Below are 20,248 nucleotides of genomic sequence, written 5' to 3'. Positions count from 1 at the left end.
GCCGTTTTTAAACGTGATCCGTACTGCTGCCTTACTTCTCGAGTCAACGTCCACGTCAATCCTCCTGGCTTGGGAGGAGCGGGATCACCACGTTCACCGGGACTCTGGGCTGTACCGCATCGTCGGTCAAGAATTCGACGGAGGCCGTTCGTTCTTCGGATCCCGCTTTGCCCTCCACCACCAATGTCACCCGTTCGTGCGGGCGGATTACCAGTGGCAATCCAACGATGCGCACACAAAGGCACGGGTTGTTGTAGCCCACGATCCGAATCGCTTCATCCGAGAAATTGGCGATCTCGATGGTTCCCGACGCCTGGCGCGTTGCCGTGTCGCCGTTCCATTGAATCGGACCCGTTGCGGCTGCAAACAGGCGATCTCCGCGCAAGTAGGCGAGACCTGCGCGCATGGAGCCAGTTTTTTGCGCGGCCCAGAGGCACACGCCGGCGACCAATGAGATCGCGACGAGGGACGGTATGCCTAGGAGCTTAAGCATATATAGACTGTCGCGCGACGCGCGAGCCGCGTCACCGACGGCGGCGCTGTCCTGTAATGTGCCCACCGTATGATGAGCGTCCTTCAGAATGATGTCGGAGCCAGTCATCGTGTTATATCCTCACCAAGGGGCAAGCTTCTCGTGTTCAATTAATGAAGCGGATCGCGTGTTACTGAAAAAATACGACGGGATATCGCGACGAGCGCGATCAAGACGCGTCATCATGGGGTGTCCCGTTTCACGCTCCACACTTCGTGGGTCGCTGTTCGTTACGAGGAATGCGAACCATGCGCCGTTCGCGATCGAAATCGCGAGCATAGCAATGATCGGACGTCGCGATCGCAATCCCCACGTTTGCCCTCGAAAGCAATCTGTGCCGCGAGTGATACGCCACCCCAACGCTCCAACAGCGATCAAGTCCACAAGAAACATGGACCATGGGGAGACGCGAGCAGTCCCGAAGCATCCGCACGACTGCCGCCCCAAGAGACCCTCGGCAAAGGCCACGCATTGAAAGGCACAGAAGGATGCGAAGCACGCGGCCAGCGCCGTATCAAGATACACGCCTGAGATAAGCCACAATGCCAAGAGCAACTCGAACTCAATCGTGGCTAGCATGAACCACGGCGATGAGAAAAGAGTTGCGCTGGCCTCGATCTCGTTCGTCAGCAGAAGATGGTGTGCCTTGAATCCGGCAGCCACCAGTAAAATGGCAGTCATGCTGGCTCGCACGATGTCGAAACGCGCGAGAGCGCGGAAGTGCGCGATCATGATACTACATGTCAACAAATGCGTCGGAGGTGTTTTTCGTTTTCAGTTCGTAAATCCAGAACGAGTAGCCCGCGCGCGCCACAGGTGAGTGCGCGCGAAGTGTGCCAAGATCAAGCTCGGAAGCACGCTGGAAGTCCCCCATGCCGTCAGGGGTGAAGAGATCCGCACCCTTCAAAAAGTTTACGTCGATGGCATACCAGCCCGGCTGCTGGCCGTTACCTTGCGCATTCTTGACAGTGACAGAGGATCCCGACACTTCTTTCAGAGCGAATGGTGGAAGGCGGACGTGCATACCCAACTGTCGTGGGTTAATGCGTGTGGACGCGGCCAAATAGAACGGCCGTGCCTCGGGGTGCGCGTCGTGCCACTCCTTCAAGTACAGCAGGTCTTGCCCCCAGGCGATGCTGCTATCGAGCAGGTGTTCGTGACCATGTTCCGGGCCACCCACTAGCTCGTTAAAATACGAGAGGCTGTGCGGGTAGTACCACAAGCTAGACGCCACCGACCAGGCGAGCGCCACGACCGACATACCGACCAAGAGTGGCCGCCGCGCGGCTTGAACAAATGGCAAGGGTTCGCTCCACCGCTGCCCACTGCTCACTGTCCGCTGGCCACCGGCGAAGGCAAAGGGCTTGCTGGCCCAAATGAACAAGAACGGCAGCGCCGGCAACACGTAGCGAAAATGGACGCTGAAGCCGTTCTGCGAGCTGACCAGGACAATGATCGCCGCGCACGGCGCGAGTAGCGCGAGGTCGTCGCGCCATGACGCACGCCCCTCGCGCAAACAGATAGCGGCGAGCGCAGCCAGCCCCACGAGCGCCAGCGTCCCGAGCGGCAGCTTGATCCCCAGGCCGTAGAGGTAGTAGTACCACCAGCCGCGGTCGCTCCACTGGCCGCGCAGATAGGAGGGCATGCCGCGCTCGAAATCGAGTTTTTGCGCGTCGATGCCCTGCAGATAATCGCGCGGTAATGGAACGGGAAGAGCCGCGAGCGGCGTTTCCGCGAAACGATTGCCCGGCGCAAACGCTCGATCGTCGGCCGGCGCGCCCGTCAACAAATGGCTCTTGAACGTGTAATCGCGCAGCCGCTCGAAACTTCCCTCGAAGCCATAGCCGAGGTTGATGACGTAGAGGCCGACCACGAGCGAAGCGGCGAGCATGGTGGTTTCGCGCTGCCAGCGGCGCGGCTCGCGCGACCAACCTTGCGACCATCGGTAGGCGATCCACACGAGCGGCCAAAGCGGAAAGAACACGAGGAGCGTGGTCTTTGTCAGCTCGGCCACGCCCAACACGGCGCCGGCGGCGAGACCGCCGAACCACGTGGGGGATTGCAGCCAGCGCCAAAACAGATAACACGCTGCGGCCCCCAAGGCAGCCGCAGGCACGTCGGGCATCACCAGCGCGCCGTTCCCCAAGACGTTGGGGCAAAAGCACCACAGCGCCAGCGCCGCGAGTCCCGAGGCCGAACCATACAACGCACTCGCCCAGCGATAACAGACCCACGCGCCGATCAAGCTGAAGGGGATGCATGCCCAGCGTCCGAGCGTATAGAGCCAAAAGGTGCGCGCGCCATTGGCGTTCACAAAGTCGATGCCGACCTGCGTTTCGCTCCGCACGAGCGGGTCGGTGCTGTAGTGGTTCCAGTAGGTGGCCGGCCGCGCGTAGAGCACCGGCAGCGCGGCCACCATCCTGACCAGCGGAGGATTCACGCGATAGAGATCGAAGCGGCCGAATCTCCAGTGGCTGATGCCCGCCGGAAGATGACCGACCTCGGTATTCACCGGGCTATGGCGATAGGCGCTCCACGCGAGCAACGCCACGTGAACCGCGAGCATTGCGGCGACTAGGAACGACGCAGCGCAACGCGACTTGCCATCACCACAGCCTGCTAGCCGGCGTCGAAGCACGCCCAAGAGAAATAGGAACACACCGCGCCAAGCGACGCTGCCCCCGTACGAACCCATGCTCAGTGAGTTTCGCATGCCCATTGCCCTTCTTACCGAAGACGGTTGTACCCCCCCCCTTCAACTTGCATCAAGAAATAACTATGAAGTAGGCGGACGCCCGCCACCGCTTGGTGTTGACTTGTTGATGCGTGGCACGGCTGCCTCCCATAGAACTCGACGCCGGATCTGGTAGCCTGCCGTCGTCCGCATTGTCTTTGGGACGCGGAAAAATCATTTCTTTCGTGTCGCGATTTGCTGATTCGACGGTCGCCTTCGCATGGCCATGAACTTCTTCGAGCATCAGGATGTTGCCCGGCGTAAGTCGGGCCGGCTGGTGATGCTCTTCGTCCTGGCCGTCGTCTCGATCGTGGCCGTGATCTACGCCGTGGTGATGATCGCCCTGGGCACGACCGACGAGGGGTTGGCTCGTGCCACCGGCGTCAACGGAGTGTGGAATCCCTACGTCTGCGGCATCGTGACCGTCTCGACCCTCAGCGTGATCGTGGCGGGCAGCCTGTTCAAAACGATCGAGCTGGCGCAAGGGGGCGAGCGCGTGGCCTTGCTGCTGGGGGGGAGGCGGCTCGACTCCAACTCAAAGAAGCCGGCCGAGCGACGGCTCTTGAACGTCGTCGAGGAGATCGCCATCGCCTCGGGCGTGCCGGTGCCCTCCGTCTACGTGCTGGACCGCGAAACGAGCATCAATGCCTTTGCCGCCGGTTGGGAGCCGACGAGCGCCGTGATCGGCGTGACCCGCGGAACGCTCGAGTATCTGAACCGCGATGAGCTCCAAGGGGTCATCGCGCACGAGTTCAGTCACATATTGAATGGCGACATGCGGCTCAACATCCGCCTGATCGGCCTGTTGAATGGCATCTTGATCATCGCGCTGATCGGCTACTACGTGCTCCGGTTTGCGCCACGCAGCTCGGGGAGTAGCGATAGCAAGAAGGGGAACGGGATCGCCGTCGTCACGATCATCGCCCTCTCGCTGGTCATCATCGGTTATGTCGGGGTCTTCTTCGGCAAGCTGATCAAGGCGGCGGTCTCGCGGCAACGCGAGTATCTGGCAGATGCATCGGCCGTGCAGTTCACGCGTAATCCGGAGGGAATCGCCGGGGCGCTGAAGAAGATCGGCGGCGTTGCCGAACACGCGCGCATTGCCGATCCGCACGCGGAGGAGGCGAGCCACATGTTCTTTGGCGATGCCCTCGAGGGATCGTTCTTGAATCTGTTTTCGACGCATCCCCCGCTGGCCGAGCGCATCAAGCGGATCGATCCTGCGTTCAATGGGCGTTTCCCGCGTGCCGAGCAGGCAGGCGAGCAGGCTGCTGCGGCCACGGCCGGCGCTGCTGCCGCAAGGCAGGGGGCGCAGGCCGCGGCGATGGGGTTTGCCGTGGGAGCGGACGTAGCAACACACGCCTCGCGCAGCGCCGCGGAGCGTTCGCGGCAGGAGCTTGCCTCGCTCCGCGCACAGGCGAGAAATCGCCAGCTCGATCCCACGCAAGCGGTCGAGCAGGTCGGAACCATCAGCGCCGCGCAGCTCGATCACGCGGCCGCGTTCATCGCGGCGCTTCCGGCCGAACTCGATCGCGCCGCGCGAGAGCCGCACGGCGCGCAACTGGTTGTCTATGCCTTGCTGGTCGACCGGGATGAACAAGTGCGAGGAGCGCAGTTGAAGCTGCTCGAATCAGTGCTCGACGGAGCCTCGTGGCAGGAGTTTGACCGCTTGCTCCCCGAGGTCGATGCCCTGGGGCCTGGCTATCGCATGCCGCTTTTGGAGCTGGCGCAGCCGGCGCTCAAAGCACTGTCGGCGCGGCAGTACGATCTCTTTCGCGCCAGCGTCGAGCGTTTGGTGAAGGCGGACGAGCAGGTCGATCTGGCAGAGTACGTGTTGTGGACGATGATCGTGCGGCATCTCGATCAGCACTTTGGCCGCCGTCGGCCGCCGAAGGTGCAGTACCAATCGCTCGACGCGGTGGGCAATGCGGCCATCGGAGTGTTGGCGACGTTGGCTCACGTCGGCCATCACGACGAATCGGTGACGCAGGGCGCCTTCGAGGCCGGGATGCAGCGTCTGGGTAAAGGGGCCTCCTTGCCGCGGCGAGAAACCTGCACGCTGGCGGCGCTCGACCGCGACGTAGCCACCCTGGCGGCAAGCGCTCCGCAGGTCAAACGCCAGATGATCGAAGCCTGCGTGGCCACGATCGCGGCTGATGGGCTGACCAGTCTCGATGAGGCAGAATTGCTCCGTGCCTTGTGCGATGCGTTGGGGTGCCCAATGCCCCCCTTGGTGTCGCACACCACGGCGTAACGCTACTGAATCACGGGGCGCCGTCGGCCGGCAGAATTCGTACCACACCGGTCGGTCCAGTGACCGTGACGGTGCGCGTTTCGTGCGGCGCGGTCAGATCGACCTGCCAGTCGCTGGTGGCGGCGCCATCGGGGCGGAATTCAATTCTGGCCGGAGTGGCGCTGATCGAGATGCCAGCGGGAAGCGAAAACTCGCGCAGGGGCTCCTCGAGCGAGGGCCCTAAGGGACGAGAGATCGCGTAGTAGCCGGGCCCAGCGCTCGAACCCGGCATGATGGTCACGGCGAAGGTGGCCTGCTTCATGATCGCCTCGCGGTGGCAACGCAACAGATCGATCGCCAATTGGTCCGCCACGGCCTCGACGGCGGTGGGGGTCGGATGCTTGGGGCCGAGTTTCGTCCAGGCGATTCCAGCCAGGACGGTCACCAATCCCAGGACGATCAGGATCTCGAGTGGACCGATTGCACGACGACGAACAGCTTGCGACGACATTTCAGAAACTCAAAGCAACAGGCTGAGGCGGGACCCACGGGATGCGCTTCGAGTGCGCCAAGGTTGGCGCCCCACGCATCCCTAACTGTTGCTTAGCTTTTTCGAGCGCGCGGCGTCGTAGGCCATGATCATTTCAACCACTACAACCGCTATCACGATCACAGCCCACGGCGTGCGAGTCAGAAAGAGCAGCAGGGCAACCAGGAGAACGAACGCCCTGATCCAATGACGGTAATGAAACCGAGCCTCCACTTCGTCCTCTTCTGCTTCGGGGGCGGCTGGCCAGTCGAGGGGAAGCTTGCAGGCGGGACAGACGGTGCCCGCGGATTCGACTGGCTCGCCGCAGTGGTAGCAGTAGCGTTCATCCTCCGGCACCCACGGTTCGCGATCGCCGCAGAGGGTCTCCTCGTAACGTTCGATAACTTCGTGGGCCCGCTCGAGATCGGCGCGGTGAACCAGGATCGGACAGCTAGCGACCTGGTAGGGCAACTCGCCGGCGATGAACTCGACGCCGTTGCTGGCGACACGTCCCTGGATGCCTGCCTGTTCGAGAAGCTGGAGTATAAGATGGCCCTCGCGCGAGTTTCCCGCCTTGTACGCCGTGACTGGATCGAAGTTGTCCATCGTGTCCCCTGCCCTGCCGATCGAATAGCGAAGCTCTGGAGAGGCGATTGTACCACTCCGCGTTGACCCCTTCGCCAAGAGAGGATCGTGCGTCTCTTCCATCCTACGCGACATTCTCAAGCGGGGATTGAACTTACGACTCGCCGCCCAAAGGCACTTTTGCTTGCATTCCGAACGCATCAATGGAAGAATATGCGTTCAGTCCCCGAAGGCACGGCGTCCCTGGGACGGGACGTTACTTCGCGACAGGAGAAACGCCGCATGGCTTGGTTTCGAGTCTTTGCTCTTTCAGCTCTGCTGGTCTCCCTGATTTCGGTCCCGCGTCCCGCAGCAGCCAACGAGGCGAAGGATGCCTCGGTCGATCAGGTAGTCACACCGGCGGCGGCATCTCCCCCGGGATTAGGCGAGCCCGGCAAGCTCGAATCCATCACGATCGATTCCGGCCGTCCGGCCGACGTCCAGGCGATCCTGGTCGGTAATGACGCCCGGGAACAGTTGGTCGTGACGGGAAATTTCGACAGTGGCCAGACGCGCGATCTGACGGATGCTGTTACCTTTGAATTGACGCCCGCGGGCATCGTCCAGGTGGATGAAACAGGTCTCGTCACCCCCTTGGCCGATGGTGAAGTGACCGTTACGGCACGCTCAAGCGAGGGACCGGCCGGTTCGATCAAGCTGGCGGTGACGCACTTCCATGACGCGGTGCCGATCAATTTCGCTAACCAGATCGTGCCGGTCTTTACCAAGCTCGGCTGCAACAGCGGTGGATGCCACGGCAAGGCGAGTGGCCAAAACGGTTTCAAGCTTTCTTTGCTCGGCTTCGAGCCGGCGGAAGATTTCGAGTACTTGGTGAAGGAGGGACGGGGTCGGCGTCTCTTCCCGGCGTCTCCGGACCGTAGCCTGCTGCTGCTCAAGGGGACGAATGCCATGCCCCACGGTGGCGGTCAGCGACTGCCGGCCGATTCGCACGAGTATCGCTTGCTGCGCCGCTGGATCGCGCAGGGCATGCCCTACGGCAGCGAGAAGGACCCGGTCGTCACGCGGTTGTCGGTCTTCCCCGAAGAACGCACCATGCCGCTCGAGGGGCGGCAGCAGGTAACGGCCATTGCGCATTACAGCGACGGCTCGACGGAAGACGTGACCCGCATGGTCCAGTTCGAGCCGAATAACCCAGAACTCGCCGAATCGACCAGCACCGGTCTGGTGAACACGCTGGGGCTGACGGGGGATGTCGCGATTATGGCCCGCTACCAGGGGCACGTAGCGGTCTTTCGAGCCAGCGTTCCGTTGGGGATCAAGGTCGAGAACGTGCCGCAGGCGAAGGGAGTGATCGATGAGCTGGTCTTCAACAAGCTCGAGACGCTCGGCATTCCGCCTTCGCCCGTCTGCGACGACGCCACGTTCATTCGCCGCGTGACGATCGACGTGGCGGGGCGGCTTCCCACGCCGGATGAAACGGCGGCGTTTGTCGCCGATACGGATCCGGCGAAGCGGGACAAGTGGATCGATACGCTGCTGGCCGGTCCCGACTATGCCGACTACTTTGCCAACAAGTGGAGCTCCGTATTGCGCAACAAACGCCGCACGCCGAATCACGTGCGCGGCACGTTCGCCTTCCACTCCTGGATCCGGCAGAGTCTGTATACGAACAAGCCGTACGACGAATTCGCTCGCGAGATCATCGCCGCCTCGGGGGAGGTGGGGAGTCATCCGCCGGTGGCCTGGTATCGCGAAGTCAAGGACGCGAATCAGCAGGTCGAAGACACGGCACAGCTCTTTCTCGGGCTGCGAATTCAGTGCGCCCGCTGCCACCACCATCCCTTCGAGAAGTGGAGCCAGGACGACTACTACAGCTTTGCGGCCTTCTTCTCGCGCGTGAAGCAGAAGGGGGGCAAGCTGGCCGAGGAACCGCGGATCTTCCATGCCGCGGGGCAGGCGGTGGCCAAGAATCCGAAGACGGGACAGAACCGCCAACCGGCCGGGCTGGGGGCCCCCGCCCTCGACGTGCCTGCCGAGGAAGATCCCCGCCAGGCGTTGGTCGACTGGATGGCGGACGCGGAGAATCCTTTCTTCGCGCCGGCCCTGGTGAACCGTTATTGGAAGCACTTCTTCGATCGGGGGCTGGTCGATCCGGAAGATGACATGCGCGTGACGAATCCGGCCTCGAATCCGCAACTGCTGGGCGCCCTGTCGAAGGACTTCATCGACAGCGGCTTCGATCTCAAGCATCTCGTGCGTACGATCTGCACGTCGCAGACCTATCAGTTGAGTTCGGAACCCAACGAGTACAATCTGACCGATAAGCAGAACTACTCGCGCTATTATCCGAAGCGTCTGACAGCCGAGGTGCTGCTCGACGCGTTGAACCAGGTGACGCACTCGCGGACCGATTTCGGCGGCTTGCCGGCGGATACGCGCGCCGTGCAACTTCCCGATCAGGAAGGGGGTGGCTACTTCCTCTCGGTCTTTGGTCGTCCGCAGGCCGACACCGCGTGCGAATGCGAGCGCTCGCAGGAGGCCAACCTGGCCCAGAGCCTGCACTTGCTGAATTCGGCCGAGGTGCAAGGCAAGCTCACGGCGGGAGACGGTCGGGCGGCCACGCTCGCGGCCGATTCAGGGCGTTCGCACGAGGAGAAGATCCGCGAGCTGTATCGCTGGGTTTACTCGCGCGAGCCGTTACCCGACGAAGCCCAGGTGGCCCTGGGACACATTGAGAAGCTCGAAAACAAGCAGCAGGCCTACGAAGATGTTCTCTGGGCCCTGGTGAACACGAAGGAATTCTTGTTCAACCACTAGGCAGTCTCTCACTCTCTCGGTGAGACGCGTGTCCGATCGCCGACCGTCGCTTAAGCTTTGGCTAGTTCCTGTGCGAGTGCCCGAAAGATATCGCGGGCGCGATGCGCCGAGCGACGTCGCGCCGCCAGCGTCAATCGCAACGCCTGCACCGACACTCCGTCGAGCTGGTGACACTCGTCGCCATCGATGATCGCGCCGCAGAGACGCTCGACCGTGGACCAGTTTTCGTCGAGCACGGCCTGACCGAGATCCTCGAGACCGAAGCGGTGCCCGGTATGCTCGGCGCCGGCCGAGTCGCCTACCTGCTCGCAGACGTACGAGTCCGGCTCGCGGTTCGTAGCGGACGAAGAGGCAGACTCTGCAGCGCGCGCGACCGGTTGGAACACGGTCTCGAATTCGAAGGTGGCGCCTTTGCCCGGTTCGCTGCGCAGGGCGAGCTTGCCCCCCATCCTCGCGATGAGGCGCCGCGCGAGCGCCAGCCCGATTCCTGCTACATCGAAATCGCGCAGCCCTGCGCCTGTGCCCGATGGGTCTTCACCAAAGAGGAGCTTGCGCCGCTCGGGGGCGATGCCCACGCCGGTATCGCTAATGCAAAATCGCACGCGAAGCTGGGTGGCATCGCTGCCGGCGAACGCGACTTCGACCAGCACGCGCCCGCGCGGCGTGAATTTGACTGCATTATGGACCAAAGTGGTGAGGACATGTCTCAGCCGTTCCCGATCGCCGACGACCGCGGTGGGGACATCTTCCGTGATGAGATAGCGTATTGGCAGGTGTTTTTCGAGGGCGACCGGTTGCGCCGTGGTGACGACCTCCTGCACGAGGTTTCGCACGTCGAAGGTTTGTTCCTGCAGCTCGAAGTCACCCCGATCGAGACTCGCGTATTCGAGCATGTTGTCGACGAGTTCGAGCAGCGTGCGGCCGGCCTCGTGAACGTACCGCACCTTCTGCAGTTGTCGCTCGCCCAGCGGTTCTTTGAGCAGCAGGTGCGAGAAGCCGATGACGGCGTTGAGCGGGGTTCGCAACTCGCGGCTGACTCGCTGCAGCAGCGAGTGGCACGAGCCGTCGCGGGCCTCGGCGGCTTGTCTGGCGGCGAACTCGAGATGGTAGGAAGTGGCAGGATCGTCTGCCGGTCCTGACTCGCCGTGAGACCGGTTGTCGTAGTCGCTCGCCTCGAGCAGGGCTTGCGTCACGACGATTCGTCCTTGGTTCTCTCCATCGACACGGTGGACGCGTACGCGCAACCACTGCCGCTCGTCGAATTCGCCCACCGGCAGCACGGCCGAGAATTCGGGCAGCTCGCCGCCGATCACGGCGCGTATGCCGGCGGCCAGGGCCGACCCATGCTCGACCCCCGTCCCGACGGCGTCATGGCAGGCCTGCGCGTAATTTTCACCAACGTTGAAACGCAGACCGTGTTGCGCGGCAAAACGCTGCCATGCGTCGTTAAAGGCCACGACCTGGCCGTTGCCATCGAGGATAGCCACGTGCTCGGGCACGAATTGATCCTGAGGTGTTATGGATTCCGCAACGAATAATGTGGTCGACATGCCCTGCTCCGCGGACAAAAAAGACTTCCCCCGCGCAATCCTCGGACCCGGGTCGCGCAGGTGAACCTGCCCCTGCGTCCGATACCCGCCTGTCCAACCATACTTTGCCCCCCTACGGAGACAACCGGTATCGCAATTTGGCGGGTAACGGCAGTTATTCGCGAGCGCTGGCCGTCGAAGATTCGCAGCAAAAGCTCGCGTATGTTGCGTTCTGGCAACATTCCTCGGGGCCTGCCCGAGTGGCGGGCAAGGACACGGAGCCGACTCGAGAGCCATGACCATGCCGCGGACGGTCCGTGTCATGCTTTGAAAACAAACATGGCCACGACGGAGTACCGTTGTGGCCATGACACCCGACGAACGGGTTGTGATCGCCGACGTCGTTGCGTTCGCCCACCTGGGCCGCAACCTGGGGGGCGAGTTACTTCACTTCACCCTTGAGATGTTCGTTGAAGAACTCGAGGGCCGACTTTTGGGTGCGGGCCATCTCGTCTCCCATCCAGCCGTGGCCGGCGCCCATGATCAACTCGGCACGACCCTTGATGCCATGTTTCGTCATGGCCTCGGTCATCTTGAAGGCGTGATCGTACGGCACCAGCACGTCCTTGGTTCCCTGGAAGAGGAGCATCGGCGCGTCCCCCGGCCCGATGTAGGTGATGGGCGAGGCCTGGCGCAGCGCGTCCTTGTGTTCTTCGGGCTTGCCACCGACGAAGTTCGTCAGGATGCTGCGGACCATCTTTTCGTTGATGAGTTGACGTGCCGGATTGTCGCCGATCTCGGTTTCCGTCAGATCGACCGGGCCAAAGTAGCTGACCACGCACTGCACCTTGCTCGACTGATCCTGCCAGCCGCCATTCCCCTCGCAGCCGTCTCCCGAGTCCATCGTGCCCAAAAGCATCGACAGGTGCGCGCCGGCCGAAGCGCCGATCGCGCCCAGGCGCGTGGGATCGATGTTCAACTCGTCGGCGTGAGCACGCAGGTAGCGAACCGCGCACTTGCAGTCTTCGATCTGACAGGGCGTACGGAACTTGGGTGCGAAGCGATAGCCGACGGTCGCGGCGACGTATCCCTCGGAAGCAAAGTCGCGGATGGCCTTCTTGAAGCTGTCCTTGCTGCCGGCCTGCCAGCCACCGCCGTGGATGAAGAGGATCGCCGGAAGGGGTTCGCCCGTCTCCTTCGGCTTGGCGATATGCATCGTGAGCTTCACGTCGTCGCCGGTGCCGTATTCGACATTTTCCAAAAGGTCGACGGCGAGCTCTCCGGCCTGCGCGGCGGTAGAGAACGACGTGGCGAGCAAAGCGAGGGCGACGATCAACGAAGCGTAGCGGTGCGACATGCGAATGGTGTCCTATCCCCACGAGCGCCAGGAAGAAGCATGGCCCGCCAAGCGGCGGTCCGAGAATCGTGCCATTAGAAGCAGGCCGCAAAAGGCGTGCAAGCAAATCGGCCGAGAGACAACACAAACGGCGGGCCAAGCACGAGATTTACGAGAAAAAGTGCCGCTGGGCCGTGCCGCGGAGGATCGACTCCCGGTCGCTTGCGCTCAGGAAATCGCAGCGGTCGCGGATCAGTTCGATCGACTGGCTGTAGGTGTGGTCGACCACCTGGAAGGGACAGTCGGTGGCCCACATGGTGCGTTCCGGTCCGTAGGCCTCGACCACGCGGCGGATCATCGGCACGAGGTCCAGGTAAGGGGGCGTTTTCTTCCCCAGGGCATAGAACGCCGAGAGCTTGACCGAGGTATTCTTGTGCCGCGCCAGCTTGCAGAGCATGGCGAGATCCGTCTCGCGAATCTCGCCCTCGATGCCCACGCGGGCGAAGTGGTCGATCACGACCGGCGTGGCCGGGTATTGCTCGCACATGCGATCGACCGCGGGCAGCGCCTCGGGGTTGATGAGCGTACACATGGCGAGTCCCGCTTCGCCGCCGTAGGCCCACATTTGCCGTAGTCCCGCGTCGTCGAGCCAGCGATCGACCTCGACGTTGCGCGGGTAGATGCGAAAGCCGCGCACGCCGAGCTTCGCCAGACGCTGCATCTCGGCGGCCGGTTTCGCCACCAGGCGATCGTCGATGACCGCCACGCCCGAGAAGACGCCCGGATACTTAGCGATCGTGTCGAGCATGAAGGAGTTGTCGAAGCCGTAGAAGCTCATCTGGATCAGCACGATCCGCGCGACGCCGCAGGGTCGGGCCAACTCGAGCAGCCTGATCGGCTCGAAGCTGGGAGGACGCATTTCCTCGCGGCGGAATCCGGCGGCCAGCGGATAGTCGTGCGTGTTGACGGTCCAGACGTGGACGTGGGCATCGATCCAGCCGTCGAGCGGTTTTTCCTTCTCCTGCGCGGCGGGCTCGGTCGCGTTGCTCGTTCCCGGAGCGGTTTGCCAGAGGGCGCCCACGGCGGTTGCCGTGGCGGCATGCCGCAGCAGCTCGCGTCGCGAGAAGGGGCCGGCGACATTCGTCGTGTCGAGCGTGCGGTTGTCGTCACTCATGGCTGTGCTACTCTTGCGAAGCCCGCTCGGAGATCCGGCGGTTCTCGGTGTCGTGTTGACGAAAAGTTTGACTGCCGGGCATGATAGTCGCAGCCGAGGGCCGATTCCACGCGATTCCGGCCCTGGCGGGCATGCGTAAGTCGAGATTCGACAACCCCTTGGCGGTCGCCGGCGGTTTTTTGGCACTCCGCTACGATTTGCGGGGAACTTATTTTGGCCACCGGTCGTCCAATACGGCGGACCTATCCTTGGTAGACGATGCAGAATTGATCGCCGCGGCCCTGGCGGGGAAGTCCCCAGCCTTTGGCGAACTGGTCACGCGCTACCAGGATCGGCTCTACAACACGATGGTCCGCGTGGTCGGCTCGACCGACGAAGCGTACGACGTCGTCCAGGACGCGTTCGTGCAGGCCTTTGTCAAGCTCGAGACCTTCCAGCGGGCGAGCCAGTTTTACACCTGGTTGTACCGCATCGCCTTCAATCTGGCGGTCAGTCGACGACGACGGCAGAAGCCGGTGGCCTCGATCGACCGTGCCCGCGAGGAGACGGGAGATGAACCGGTCTCTGCTGGGCCCGATCCGTCGAGCGGCATCGAGCAGCAAGAACGCGCCGTACAAGTACAGCAGGCCTTGTCGTTGTTGAGCGAAGAGCATCGTGCGGTGATCGTGCTGCGCGAGATCGACGGCTTCGACTACGACGCCATTTCAGAAATGCTCGATCTGCCGGTCGGCACGGTCCGCAGCCGGCTGCACCGGGCACGTTCGCAGTTACGAGATCAATTGAAAGCGGTTTTGCAGGACGATCCTTGACATGGCCTGAGCTTTGTCAGGCGGACGAGCAACCTGAACTTTGTCAGGTACGGGGTACCTAGCCTACATCTGCTGATACCGAATAACCATGTATTTGTCAGGTACGGAGTACCTGACACATCTGACCATGACCGAACTATCCCGCGATGAACTGATCGGCGCCTACCTCGACGGCGAATTGTCGGCCGAAGAAAAGGCACGCGCCGAGCAATTGCTGGCCGAGAGCGCCGAGAGCCGGCAGGTGCTCGAAGAGCTGCGGGCGTTGCGGTCGAGGCTGCAGGGCTTGCCGCGCATGACGCTGCCGGCCGATTTCAGTCAGCTTGTGTTGCAGCGTGCAGAGCGCGAGATGGTGCTCGGCATGCCTGCGGCCGCGGCGACTCGTGCCACGGTGACGCGTTCAGAGCCAACGGGTCCGGAGGCTATATCGATGGGACACCGCTGGTTGCGTCCCCTGGTCTACGCGGGCTTCGCCGTGGCGGCTGCCTTGATGATCGCGGTGTTGATGCCGTCGCAACAGGATCAATCGGCGAGCGTTGCCGTGCGCAACTCAGAAGAAAGTTTGGCCACGGCGCCTGCGACCGCGCCGACCGAGCAACTTGCCGAACGGCGGCCCGAGATAACGGCGGTGCCGAAGAGTGCCCCCGCACCCACGATGACTGTCGAGGGTCGTTCCGTGCCCGCCTTCCGCAGTGCCGCGCCCGAGGCGAACAAGGCGGCCAGTCCCCCTCCTGCCGCGCCCGAGGCTGCCGACGAATATGGCGCGGCCGAGGACGTGTTGATCGTCGATTTGCAGATCACGCAGTCGGCCCTGGCGCGGAGTGAGTTTCAACAGTTGCTCGGCGCGGCCGAGATCGAGGTGGCCGGCGCCGCACCTGGTGCCAGGGGGGCCGGGGCAAGCGAAGCTGCCGTACGCGAAGAAACAACCGCGGACGCCGCCCCCCCCTCTGCCGGCGAGGCGAAATCCAGTGGCCGCGAGATGTACTATGTCGAGGCGACGAGCGCGCAACTCGAAGCGGTGCTTGCCTCGATCGATGCCAAGAACGCCGATTTTCCGGCCCTGGTTGTCGAGCCGGCCAAGGGAGAGGGGGTCCAGGAGACGTGGCGAATGGAATTCCGCCGCATTCCCGCCACCGAACAGACCTCGGTGGCCGCGGATGAACTCGAAGGCGAGCTCCGCCACGAAGTCGCTCAGGTGCTCGCCGGCACGACGGCTCAGAGCGAGACCCGCCAGGTGCAAGCCTCGGCGAGTTCCACCGCTCGTCGTATCGATACGGTAAGGGAAGCAGCCGCGGGTGCAGCCGCCACCGAAGCGGAGTCGGCTCCTACCCGTGACGCCGCGTCGCCGGCGAGAATTCGTGCGGTCTTCGTGCTGCGAGTGGTGGCCGACGAAGAACCGGCTTCCACGCAATCGACCGAAGGGGTCGATTGAGGCGCGTGCCCGCTTCTCATGCTCGAAGCTGACAAAGCGGACTTCGAGCGTTACACTTCCCCGTGGCGCGGATGTCGCGCGCCAGCCACCCCCACACGGAGGAAGCCAGATCATGTCTGAAGTTCGCATCCGCTGCCGGCCGAATGGTCCCCTGCTGGTCGAGGGGCCCGTGACGATCGTCGATCAACACGGCAATGCGTTTCCGATCAATCCCGACAAGCCGGCCGTCGCGCTTTGCCGCTGCGGTCAATCGTCGCGCAAGCCCTTCTGCGACGGTACGCACAACAGTTGCGGCTTTCAGGCGGCAGAAGAGGCGCCCAAGCCGGAGTGACGGAGTGGGGCAGTGGTTCGTGGTCGGTAGCCAGTTCGACTCGACTCTGGTTGTGTAAACCGCCTGCTCGCGCAGCTCGACCGGCTTATCACGCCCCCTTGGCGCCACTAAGATAGTCGTCTCTTCCTTGAGCAACCTGGGGGCGACGCGTCGCATGTCGGCATCATCGTATCCACCGTTCGATCTCACGTCGGCCATCAGCGGCGTCGAGTGGCCCGCCGTGCCCGAGCCGAATGCCTCGGTGCTGTTCGCGCTGTTGTTTCAGCTCGAGCAGACGCAGTGGTGGTCGCCCGAGCAGCTTCGCGCGCATCAATGGAAGCAACTGCGGCGCGAGTTGGAGCATGCCTACCGCACGGTCCCCTTCTACCACGAGCGATTCGACTCGGCCGGCCTGCGGGTGGCGGATCTGGAGGATCCCGAGGCGTGGCTACGACTGCCGATCCTCGTGCGCCGCGAGCTGCAGGCCGGGGGCGAGTCGCTGGTCAGCACGGCGATCCCGCGCGATCATGGGCGGACCTCGGTGCGGGTGACGGGGGGCTCGACGGGCGAGCCGGTGCGCGTGCTGGGGACGGCCATTACGGGCTTCGCCTGGCGCGTCTTCACCCTGCGCGATCATCTTTGGCACCGCCGCGATTTTCGCGGCAAGCTGGCCGTCGTCCGCTTCATGGAGCAAGAGGCGGCGCGACCACCGGCCGGTGCGCAGACGCACAACTGGGGGACCTCGACGCGCAACATCGCGACTGGCCCCTGTGCGATCCTCACGATCCACACCACGACTCAGGAACAGGCCGAATGGCTGGCTCGGCACGACCCCGAGTATTTTCTAAGCTATCCGTCGGCGATCGTGGCGCTGGCACGCTACTGCGACAAGCATGGCCTGAAGCTGCCGAAGTTGCGCGAAGTGCGCACGTTTGGTGAAGTCGTCGAGCCGCAGGTGCGCGAGATCTGCCGCGAAGTGTGGGGCGTGCCGGTCGTCGACGCCTACAGCTCGGAGGAGTTCGGCTATCTCGCGCTGCAGTGTCCCGAGCACGAGCACTATCACGTCCAGTCGGAGAACGTGTTGCTCGAGGTGCTCGACGACGAGGGACGCCCGTGCCAGCCGGGCGACGTGGGGCGCGTCGTCGTCACGAGCCTGAACAACTTCGCCATGCCGCTCGTGCGGTACGACATCGGCGACTATGCCGAGGTGGGAGAGCCATGTCCGTGCGGGCGCGGCCTGCCGGTTTTGAAGCGGGTACTCGGCCGCCAGCGCAATATGTTCACGCTGCCGACGGGCGAGACGCGCTGGCCGATGATCGACGCCCGCGACATCGCGGCCGTGTTCAACGAGGTGCCCCCGGTCACGAAGTTCCAACTGGTGCAGAAGTCGCTCGAAACGCTCGAGGCGCGGCTCGTCGTCATCCGGCCCCTGACCGACGAGGAGGAAAACACGCTGCGCAGTTACGTGCAGCAGGGATTAGGTCATCCGTTCGAGATCCTGTTCAACTACGTGGACGATATTCCCCGCAGCCCGCGCGGCAAGTTTGAAGAATTTCGCTCGGAAGTGCCGCCGGGGTAGTGGGGTCAGGGGTCAGGGGTCAGGGGTCAGGGGGTAACGATTTACCAGTCTTCGATGGCTGGTTCGATGGGGTTGGAGGCCAGCTTGAGGTGGGCTTCGAGTTCGAGCTTCTTTCTGGTCTCGAGCAGCTCATCGGGCATGGTGCCGGGGGTGATCTTGGCCATCACGGCCAGGGCCTGGCCCGGCCGATCAGCGTCGCGCACCAAGAGCTGGGCCAGCATCAGCCGCATGCGCGGGGCGCCTGTGGGAAATCGCCGCAGGTATTCGAGCATGACAGGAATCGCTTGCTCGACTTCATGCCGCGCGGCTAGACCGCATACGATCTGGACCAGTTCCGGGGCCGGCAATTGCCACTCGGGCAGTTCGCGCTGCAACCGCTGATACAGCAGATAGGCCAGACCAGGCTGATCTTGTGAAAGGAGGCTGCGTACCTTGGCCAATGCTTCATCGGGCGAGGGGCGTCGGGCCGAGGGTTCGCCGGAAGTGGGCATCGCGCTTGGGCTCGCACGTCGCCAGGGGCACGGTTCGCGACACGCCGTCACGATAACGCTGCGCGAGATTCTCGCCAAATCTTCATGTCTCGGTCGGGAGGGGCGAGATTTTGCCCAGTGGGAGCCAATGGCGCGGGGCCCTGCCCTACCCAGATCTGGCACGCCCGGATACGATGGAGCATCTGTCCCTGCCCGCCGCATCCCCGTAAGGGTACCAGATCGCTTTCGCCGGCACCTGGAGGTGCCGCGTGGGCCCTGCCTCTGGGACAGCATCTTACCCTGCCCTACCCTCGAGCCCGACCACGGACGGTTACGTTTTCTTATGCGTCGCGACGACATTCGTAATATTGCCATCATTGCCCACGTCGATCACGGCAAGACCACGCTGGTCGATTGCCTGTTGCGTCAGAGCGGCGAGTTCCGCGCGAGCCAGTTGGTCGGCGAGCGCATTCTCGACTCGAACGATCTGGAGCGCGAGCGCGGCATCACGATCCTCGCCAAGAACATCGCGCTGATGTATGGCGATATTCACATCAACCTGATCGACACGCCCGGGCACGCGGACTTCGGGGGAGAGGTCGAGCGCGTGCTGCGCATGGCCGACGGGGCGCTCGTGCTCGTCGATGCCGCCGAGGGGCCCATGCCGCAAACGCGGTTCGTGCTCTCCAAGGCGCTCGAGGTGGGGCTGAAGCCGATCGTCGTCGTCAACAAGATCGATCGCTCGGACGCCCGGGCCGAAGAGGTGCTCGACGAGACGTTCGAACTCTTCGTCGAGTTGGGCGCCGAGGAGGCACTGGGAGACTTTCCGTACATATTCGCCAGCTCGCGCGAGGGCTATGCCACGAGCTCGCCCAGCGAACGGAGCGAGTCGATGCAACCACTGTTGGACATGGTCGTGCAATCGATTCCGGGACCGGATGTCGAGCCGGACGCCCCGCTGCAGATGCTGGTGACGACGCTCGACTGGTCGGAGTACGTCGGTCGCATCGCGATCGGACGGATTACGGCTGGTCGGGTGCGAAAGGGCATGCCCGTGGCTTTGCTGAAGGCGGAAGGCGCAGAGCGGCAATCGCGCATCGTCAGTGTCCACGTCTTCGACAAGCTGGGACGCCGCGAGGTCGAGGAGGCCTCGGCCGGCGACGTGGTGGCCCTGGTGGGATTGGAAGAGATCGAAATCGGCGACACGGTGAGCGATTTCGAGAAACGCGTCCCGCTGCCCCGCATCGAGATCGATCCGCCGACGCTCGAGATGGTCTTTTCCGTGAACAGCTCGCCGCTGGCGGGGCGCGACGGCAAGTTCCTGACGAGCCGGCACCTGCGCGAACGGCTCTTCAAGGAGCTCGAACGCAACGTGGCCCTGCGGGTCGAGTCGGTCTCGGGCGCCGATAGCTACGCCGTCAGCGGACGTGGGCTATTGCACCTCTCGGTGCTGATCGAGACGATGCGCCGCGAAGGTTTCGAGCTTTCGGTCGGCAAGCCGCGCGTCATCTCGCGCCATCGCAACGGGGTGACCGAGGAGCCGTTCGAGACGCTCGTCATCGAAGTGCCGCACGAGCGATTGGGGCCGGTGATGGAAATTGTCGGCGCGCGGCGCGGACAGCTCTCCGAGATGCTCAACCGCGGAGAGTACGCCCACCTGATCTTCTCGATTCCGGCCCGCGGTTTGATCGGCATTCGCACCCGGTTGTTGAATGCCACGCTGGGCACGGCGCTGATTCATCACCGCTTCGAGTCGTATCGCCCGATGGTGGGGGAGATTCCTGCCCGGCAGAACGGCGTGCTCGTGTCGATGGTCGGGGGCAAGGCGGTGGCCTTCGGGCTCGATGGCCTGCAAGAGCGGGCGGAGATGTTCGTAGCCCCGGGCGACGAGGTCTACGAAGGGATGATCGTGGGTGAGAACGCGCGTGCGGATGACATGTCGGTCAATCCCACGAAGGAAAAGAAGCTCACGAACATGCGGGCCTCGGGGAGCGATCGCAACATCCTGCTCAAGCCGCCGCGCATGATGACGCTCGAAGCCGCGCTCGAGTACATCGAAGAGGATGAACTGGTCGAGGTCACGCCGAACAGCATCCGCCTGCGGAAGATGGTCCTCAGCGAAGTCGATCGTCGCCGCGCCTCTCGGCGCAAGGCGTAACTCCCCGTCTGCTCCGCGGAGCAC

General features: G+C 63.4%; 16 protein-coding genes. 7 read left to right on the top strand and 9 right to left on the bottom strand.

All coding sequences use genetic code 11. The features are described from left to right. Nucleotides 1–55 precede the first annotated feature (55 nt). The 3 genes from KF708_11715 to KF708_11705 are packed head-to-tail and all read right to left on the bottom strand — an operon-like array spanning nt 56 to nt 3,098. The gene (locus KF708_11715) at nt 56–601 is read right to left on the bottom strand and encodes a hypothetical protein (GenBank protein MBX3413348.1); all 546 of its coding nucleotides are present in this window, start codon (nt 599–601) and stop codon (nt 56–58) included. A gap of 12 nt (nt 602–613) precedes the next feature. After that, complete coding sequence (locus KF708_11710; protein ID MBX3413347.1) at nt 614–1,264, bottom strand: hypothetical protein; 651 nt, start codon at nt 1,262–1,264, stop codon at nt 614–616. A 4-nt stretch (nt 1,265–1,268) separates the two neighbouring features. After that, nucleotides 1,269–3,098: a glycosyltransferase family 39 protein gene (locus KF708_11705; protein ID MBX3413346.1), complete on the bottom strand. Its 1,830-nt coding sequence runs from the start codon at nt 3,096–3,098 to the stop codon at nt 1,269–1,271. Between the two features lie 388 nt (nt 3,099–3,486). Between KF708_11705 and KF708_11700 the strand changes: the two genes are divergently transcribed. Then, on the top strand, nt 3,487–5,520 hold the full coding sequence (locus tag KF708_11700; protein MBX3413345.1) for a M48 family metallopeptidase: 2,034 nt from the start codon (nt 3,487–3,489) through the stop codon (nt 5,518–5,520). A gap of 10 nt (nt 5,521–5,530) precedes the next feature. Here KF708_11700 and KF708_11695 read toward each other — a convergent pair whose 3' ends face one another. Both KF708_11695 and KF708_11690 read right to left on the bottom strand, forming a co-directional pair. Beyond that, nucleotides 5,531–6,010: a hypothetical protein gene (locus KF708_11695; protein MBX3413344.1), complete on the bottom strand. Its 480-nt coding sequence runs from the start codon at nt 6,008–6,010 to the stop codon at nt 5,531–5,533. Nucleotides 6,011–6,091: 81 nt separating this feature from the next. Then, nucleotides 6,092–6,634 (bottom strand): DUF2007 domain-containing protein, encoded by a 543-nt coding sequence (locus KF708_11690; GenBank protein MBX3413343.1) that lies wholly within the window; start codon nt 6,632–6,634, stop codon nt 6,092–6,094. 261 nt (nt 6,635–6,895) lie between these two features. On the opposite strand from KF708_11690, the gene KF708_11685 reads away from it, so the two are divergent. Continuing rightward, nucleotides 6,896–9,430 carry a DUF1549 domain-containing protein gene (locus KF708_11685; protein ID MBX3413342.1) on the top strand — a complete coding sequence of 845 codons (2,535 nt, stop codon included), beginning with the start codon at nt 6,896–6,898 and terminating at the stop codon, nt 9,428–9,430. Nucleotides 9,431–9,480: 50 nt separating this feature from the next. On the opposite strand, the gene KF708_11680 is transcribed toward KF708_11685, so the two are convergent. From KF708_11680 to KF708_11670, 3 genes are all read right to left on the bottom strand, one after another. Further along, nucleotides 9,481–10,980, bottom strand: a complete 1,500-nt coding sequence (locus KF708_11680) for a HAMP domain-containing histidine kinase (GenBank protein MBX3413341.1) — start codon at nt 10,978–10,980, stop codon at nt 9,481–9,483. Nucleotides 10,981–11,401: 421 nt separating this feature from the next. Then, nucleotides 11,402–12,316, bottom strand: coding sequence for an alpha/beta hydrolase (locus tag KF708_11675; GenBank protein MBX3413340.1), 915 nt, complete (start codon nt 12,314–12,316; stop codon nt 11,402–11,404). A 148-nt stretch (nt 12,317–12,464) separates the two neighbouring features. Further along, entirely contained in the window at nt 12,465–13,469 is a 1,005-nt protein-coding gene (locus KF708_11670) for an amidohydrolase (GenBank protein MBX3413339.1), read from the bottom strand. Between the two features lie 131 nt (nt 13,470–13,600). On the opposite strand from KF708_11670, the gene KF708_11665 reads away from it, so the two are divergent. The 4 genes from KF708_11665 (at nt 13,601) to KF708_11650 (ending at nt 17,596) form a co-directional block, all read left to right on the top strand. Further along, entirely contained in the window at nt 13,601–14,278 is a 678-nt protein-coding gene (locus KF708_11665; protein MBX3413338.1) for a sigma-70 family RNA polymerase sigma factor, read from the top strand. 88 nt (nt 14,279–14,366) lie between these two features. Continuing rightward, on the top strand, nt 14,367–15,707 hold the full coding sequence (locus KF708_11660; GenBank protein ID MBX3413337.1) for a zf-HC2 domain-containing protein: 1,341 nt from the start codon (nt 14,367–14,369) through the stop codon (nt 15,705–15,707). 112 nt (nt 15,708–15,819) lie between these two features. Beyond that, complete coding sequence (locus tag KF708_11655; GenBank protein MBX3413336.1) at nt 15,820–16,038, top strand: CDGSH iron-sulfur domain-containing protein; 219 nt, start codon at nt 15,820–15,822, stop codon at nt 16,036–16,038. 154 nt (nt 16,039–16,192) lie between these two features. After that, nucleotides 16,193–17,596 (top strand): phenylacetate--CoA ligase family protein, encoded by a 1,404-nt coding sequence (locus KF708_11650; protein MBX3413335.1) that lies wholly within the window; start codon nt 16,193–16,195, stop codon nt 17,594–17,596. 41 nt (nt 17,597–17,637) lie between these two features. Here KF708_11650 and KF708_11645 read toward each other — a convergent pair whose 3' ends face one another. Further along, nucleotides 17,638–18,087 carry a hypothetical protein gene (locus tag KF708_11645; protein ID MBX3413334.1) on the bottom strand — a complete coding sequence of 150 codons (450 nt, stop codon included), beginning with the start codon at nt 18,085–18,087 and terminating at the stop codon, nt 17,638–17,640. Nucleotides 18,088–18,409: 322 nt separating this feature from the next. On the opposite strand from KF708_11645, the gene typA reads away from it, so the two are divergent. Beyond that, nucleotides 18,410–20,224, top strand: coding sequence for a translational GTPase TypA (gene typA, locus KF708_11640; protein MBX3413333.1), 1,815 nt, complete (start codon nt 18,410–18,412; stop codon nt 20,222–20,224). Nucleotides 20,225–20,248 lie beyond the last annotated feature (24 nt).

The organism is Pirellulales bacterium (genome assembly GCA_019636335.1).
Taxonomy (GTDB): Bacteria; Planctomycetota; Planctomycetia; order Pirellulales; family JAEUIK01; genus JAHBXR01.
Note: the sequence above shows the minus strand (reverse complement) of the source record. Positions and strands in the feature narration are given on the sequence as shown.

Coding starts and splice junctions, on each gene's coding strand:
- KF708_11675 (MBX3413340.1), bottom strand. CDS start 12,316: ATGTCGCACCGCTACGCTTCGTTGATCGTCGCCCTCGCTTTGCTCGCC.
- typA (MBX3413333.1), top strand. CDS start 18,410: ATGCGTCGCGACGACATTCGTAATATTGCCATCATTGCCCACGTCGAT.
- KF708_11700 (MBX3413345.1), top strand. CDS start 3,487: ATGGCCATGAACTTCTTCGAGCATCAGGATGTTGCCCGGCGTAAGTCG.
- KF708_11650 (MBX3413335.1), top strand. CDS start 16,193: ATGTCGGCATCATCGTATCCACCGTTCGATCTCACGTCGGCCATCAGC.
- KF708_11705 (MBX3413346.1), bottom strand. CDS start 3,098: ATGCTCGCGGTTCACGTGGCGTTGCTCGCGTGGAGCGCCTATCGCCAT.
- KF708_11680 (MBX3413341.1), bottom strand. CDS start 10,980: ATGTCGACCACATTATTCGTTGCGGAATCCATAACACCTCAGGATCAA.
- KF708_11655 (MBX3413336.1), top strand. CDS start 15,820: ATGTCTGAAGTTCGCATCCGCTGCCGGCCGAATGGTCCCCTGCTGGTC.
- KF708_11690 (MBX3413343.1), bottom strand. CDS start 6,634: ATGGACAACTTCGATCCAGTCACGGCGTACAAGGCGGGAAACTCGCGC.
- KF708_11710 (MBX3413347.1), bottom strand. CDS start 1,264: ATGATCGCGCACTTCCGCGCTCTCGCGCGTTTCGACATCGTGCGAGCC.
- KF708_11715 (MBX3413348.1), bottom strand. CDS start 601: ATGACTGGCTCCGACATCATTCTGAAGGACGCTCATCATACGGTGGGC.
- KF708_11660 (MBX3413337.1), top strand. CDS start 14,367: ATGTATTTGTCAGGTACGGAGTACCTGACACATCTGACCATGACCGAA.
- KF708_11695 (MBX3413344.1), bottom strand. CDS start 6,010: ATGTCGTCGCAAGCTGTTCGTCGTCGTGCAATCGGTCCACTCGAGATC.
- KF708_11670 (MBX3413339.1), bottom strand. CDS start 13,469: ATGAGTGACGACAACCGCACGCTCGACACGACGAATGTCGCCGGCCCC.
- KF708_11685 (MBX3413342.1), top strand. CDS start 6,896: ATGGCTTGGTTTCGAGTCTTTGCTCTTTCAGCTCTGCTGGTCTCCCTG.
- KF708_11645 (MBX3413334.1), bottom strand. CDS start 18,087: ATGCCCACTTCCGGCGAACCCTCGGCCCGACGCCCCTCGCCCGATGAA.
- KF708_11665 (MBX3413338.1), top strand. CDS start 13,601: ATGCGTAAGTCGAGATTCGACAACCCCTTGGCGGTCGCCGGCGGTTTT.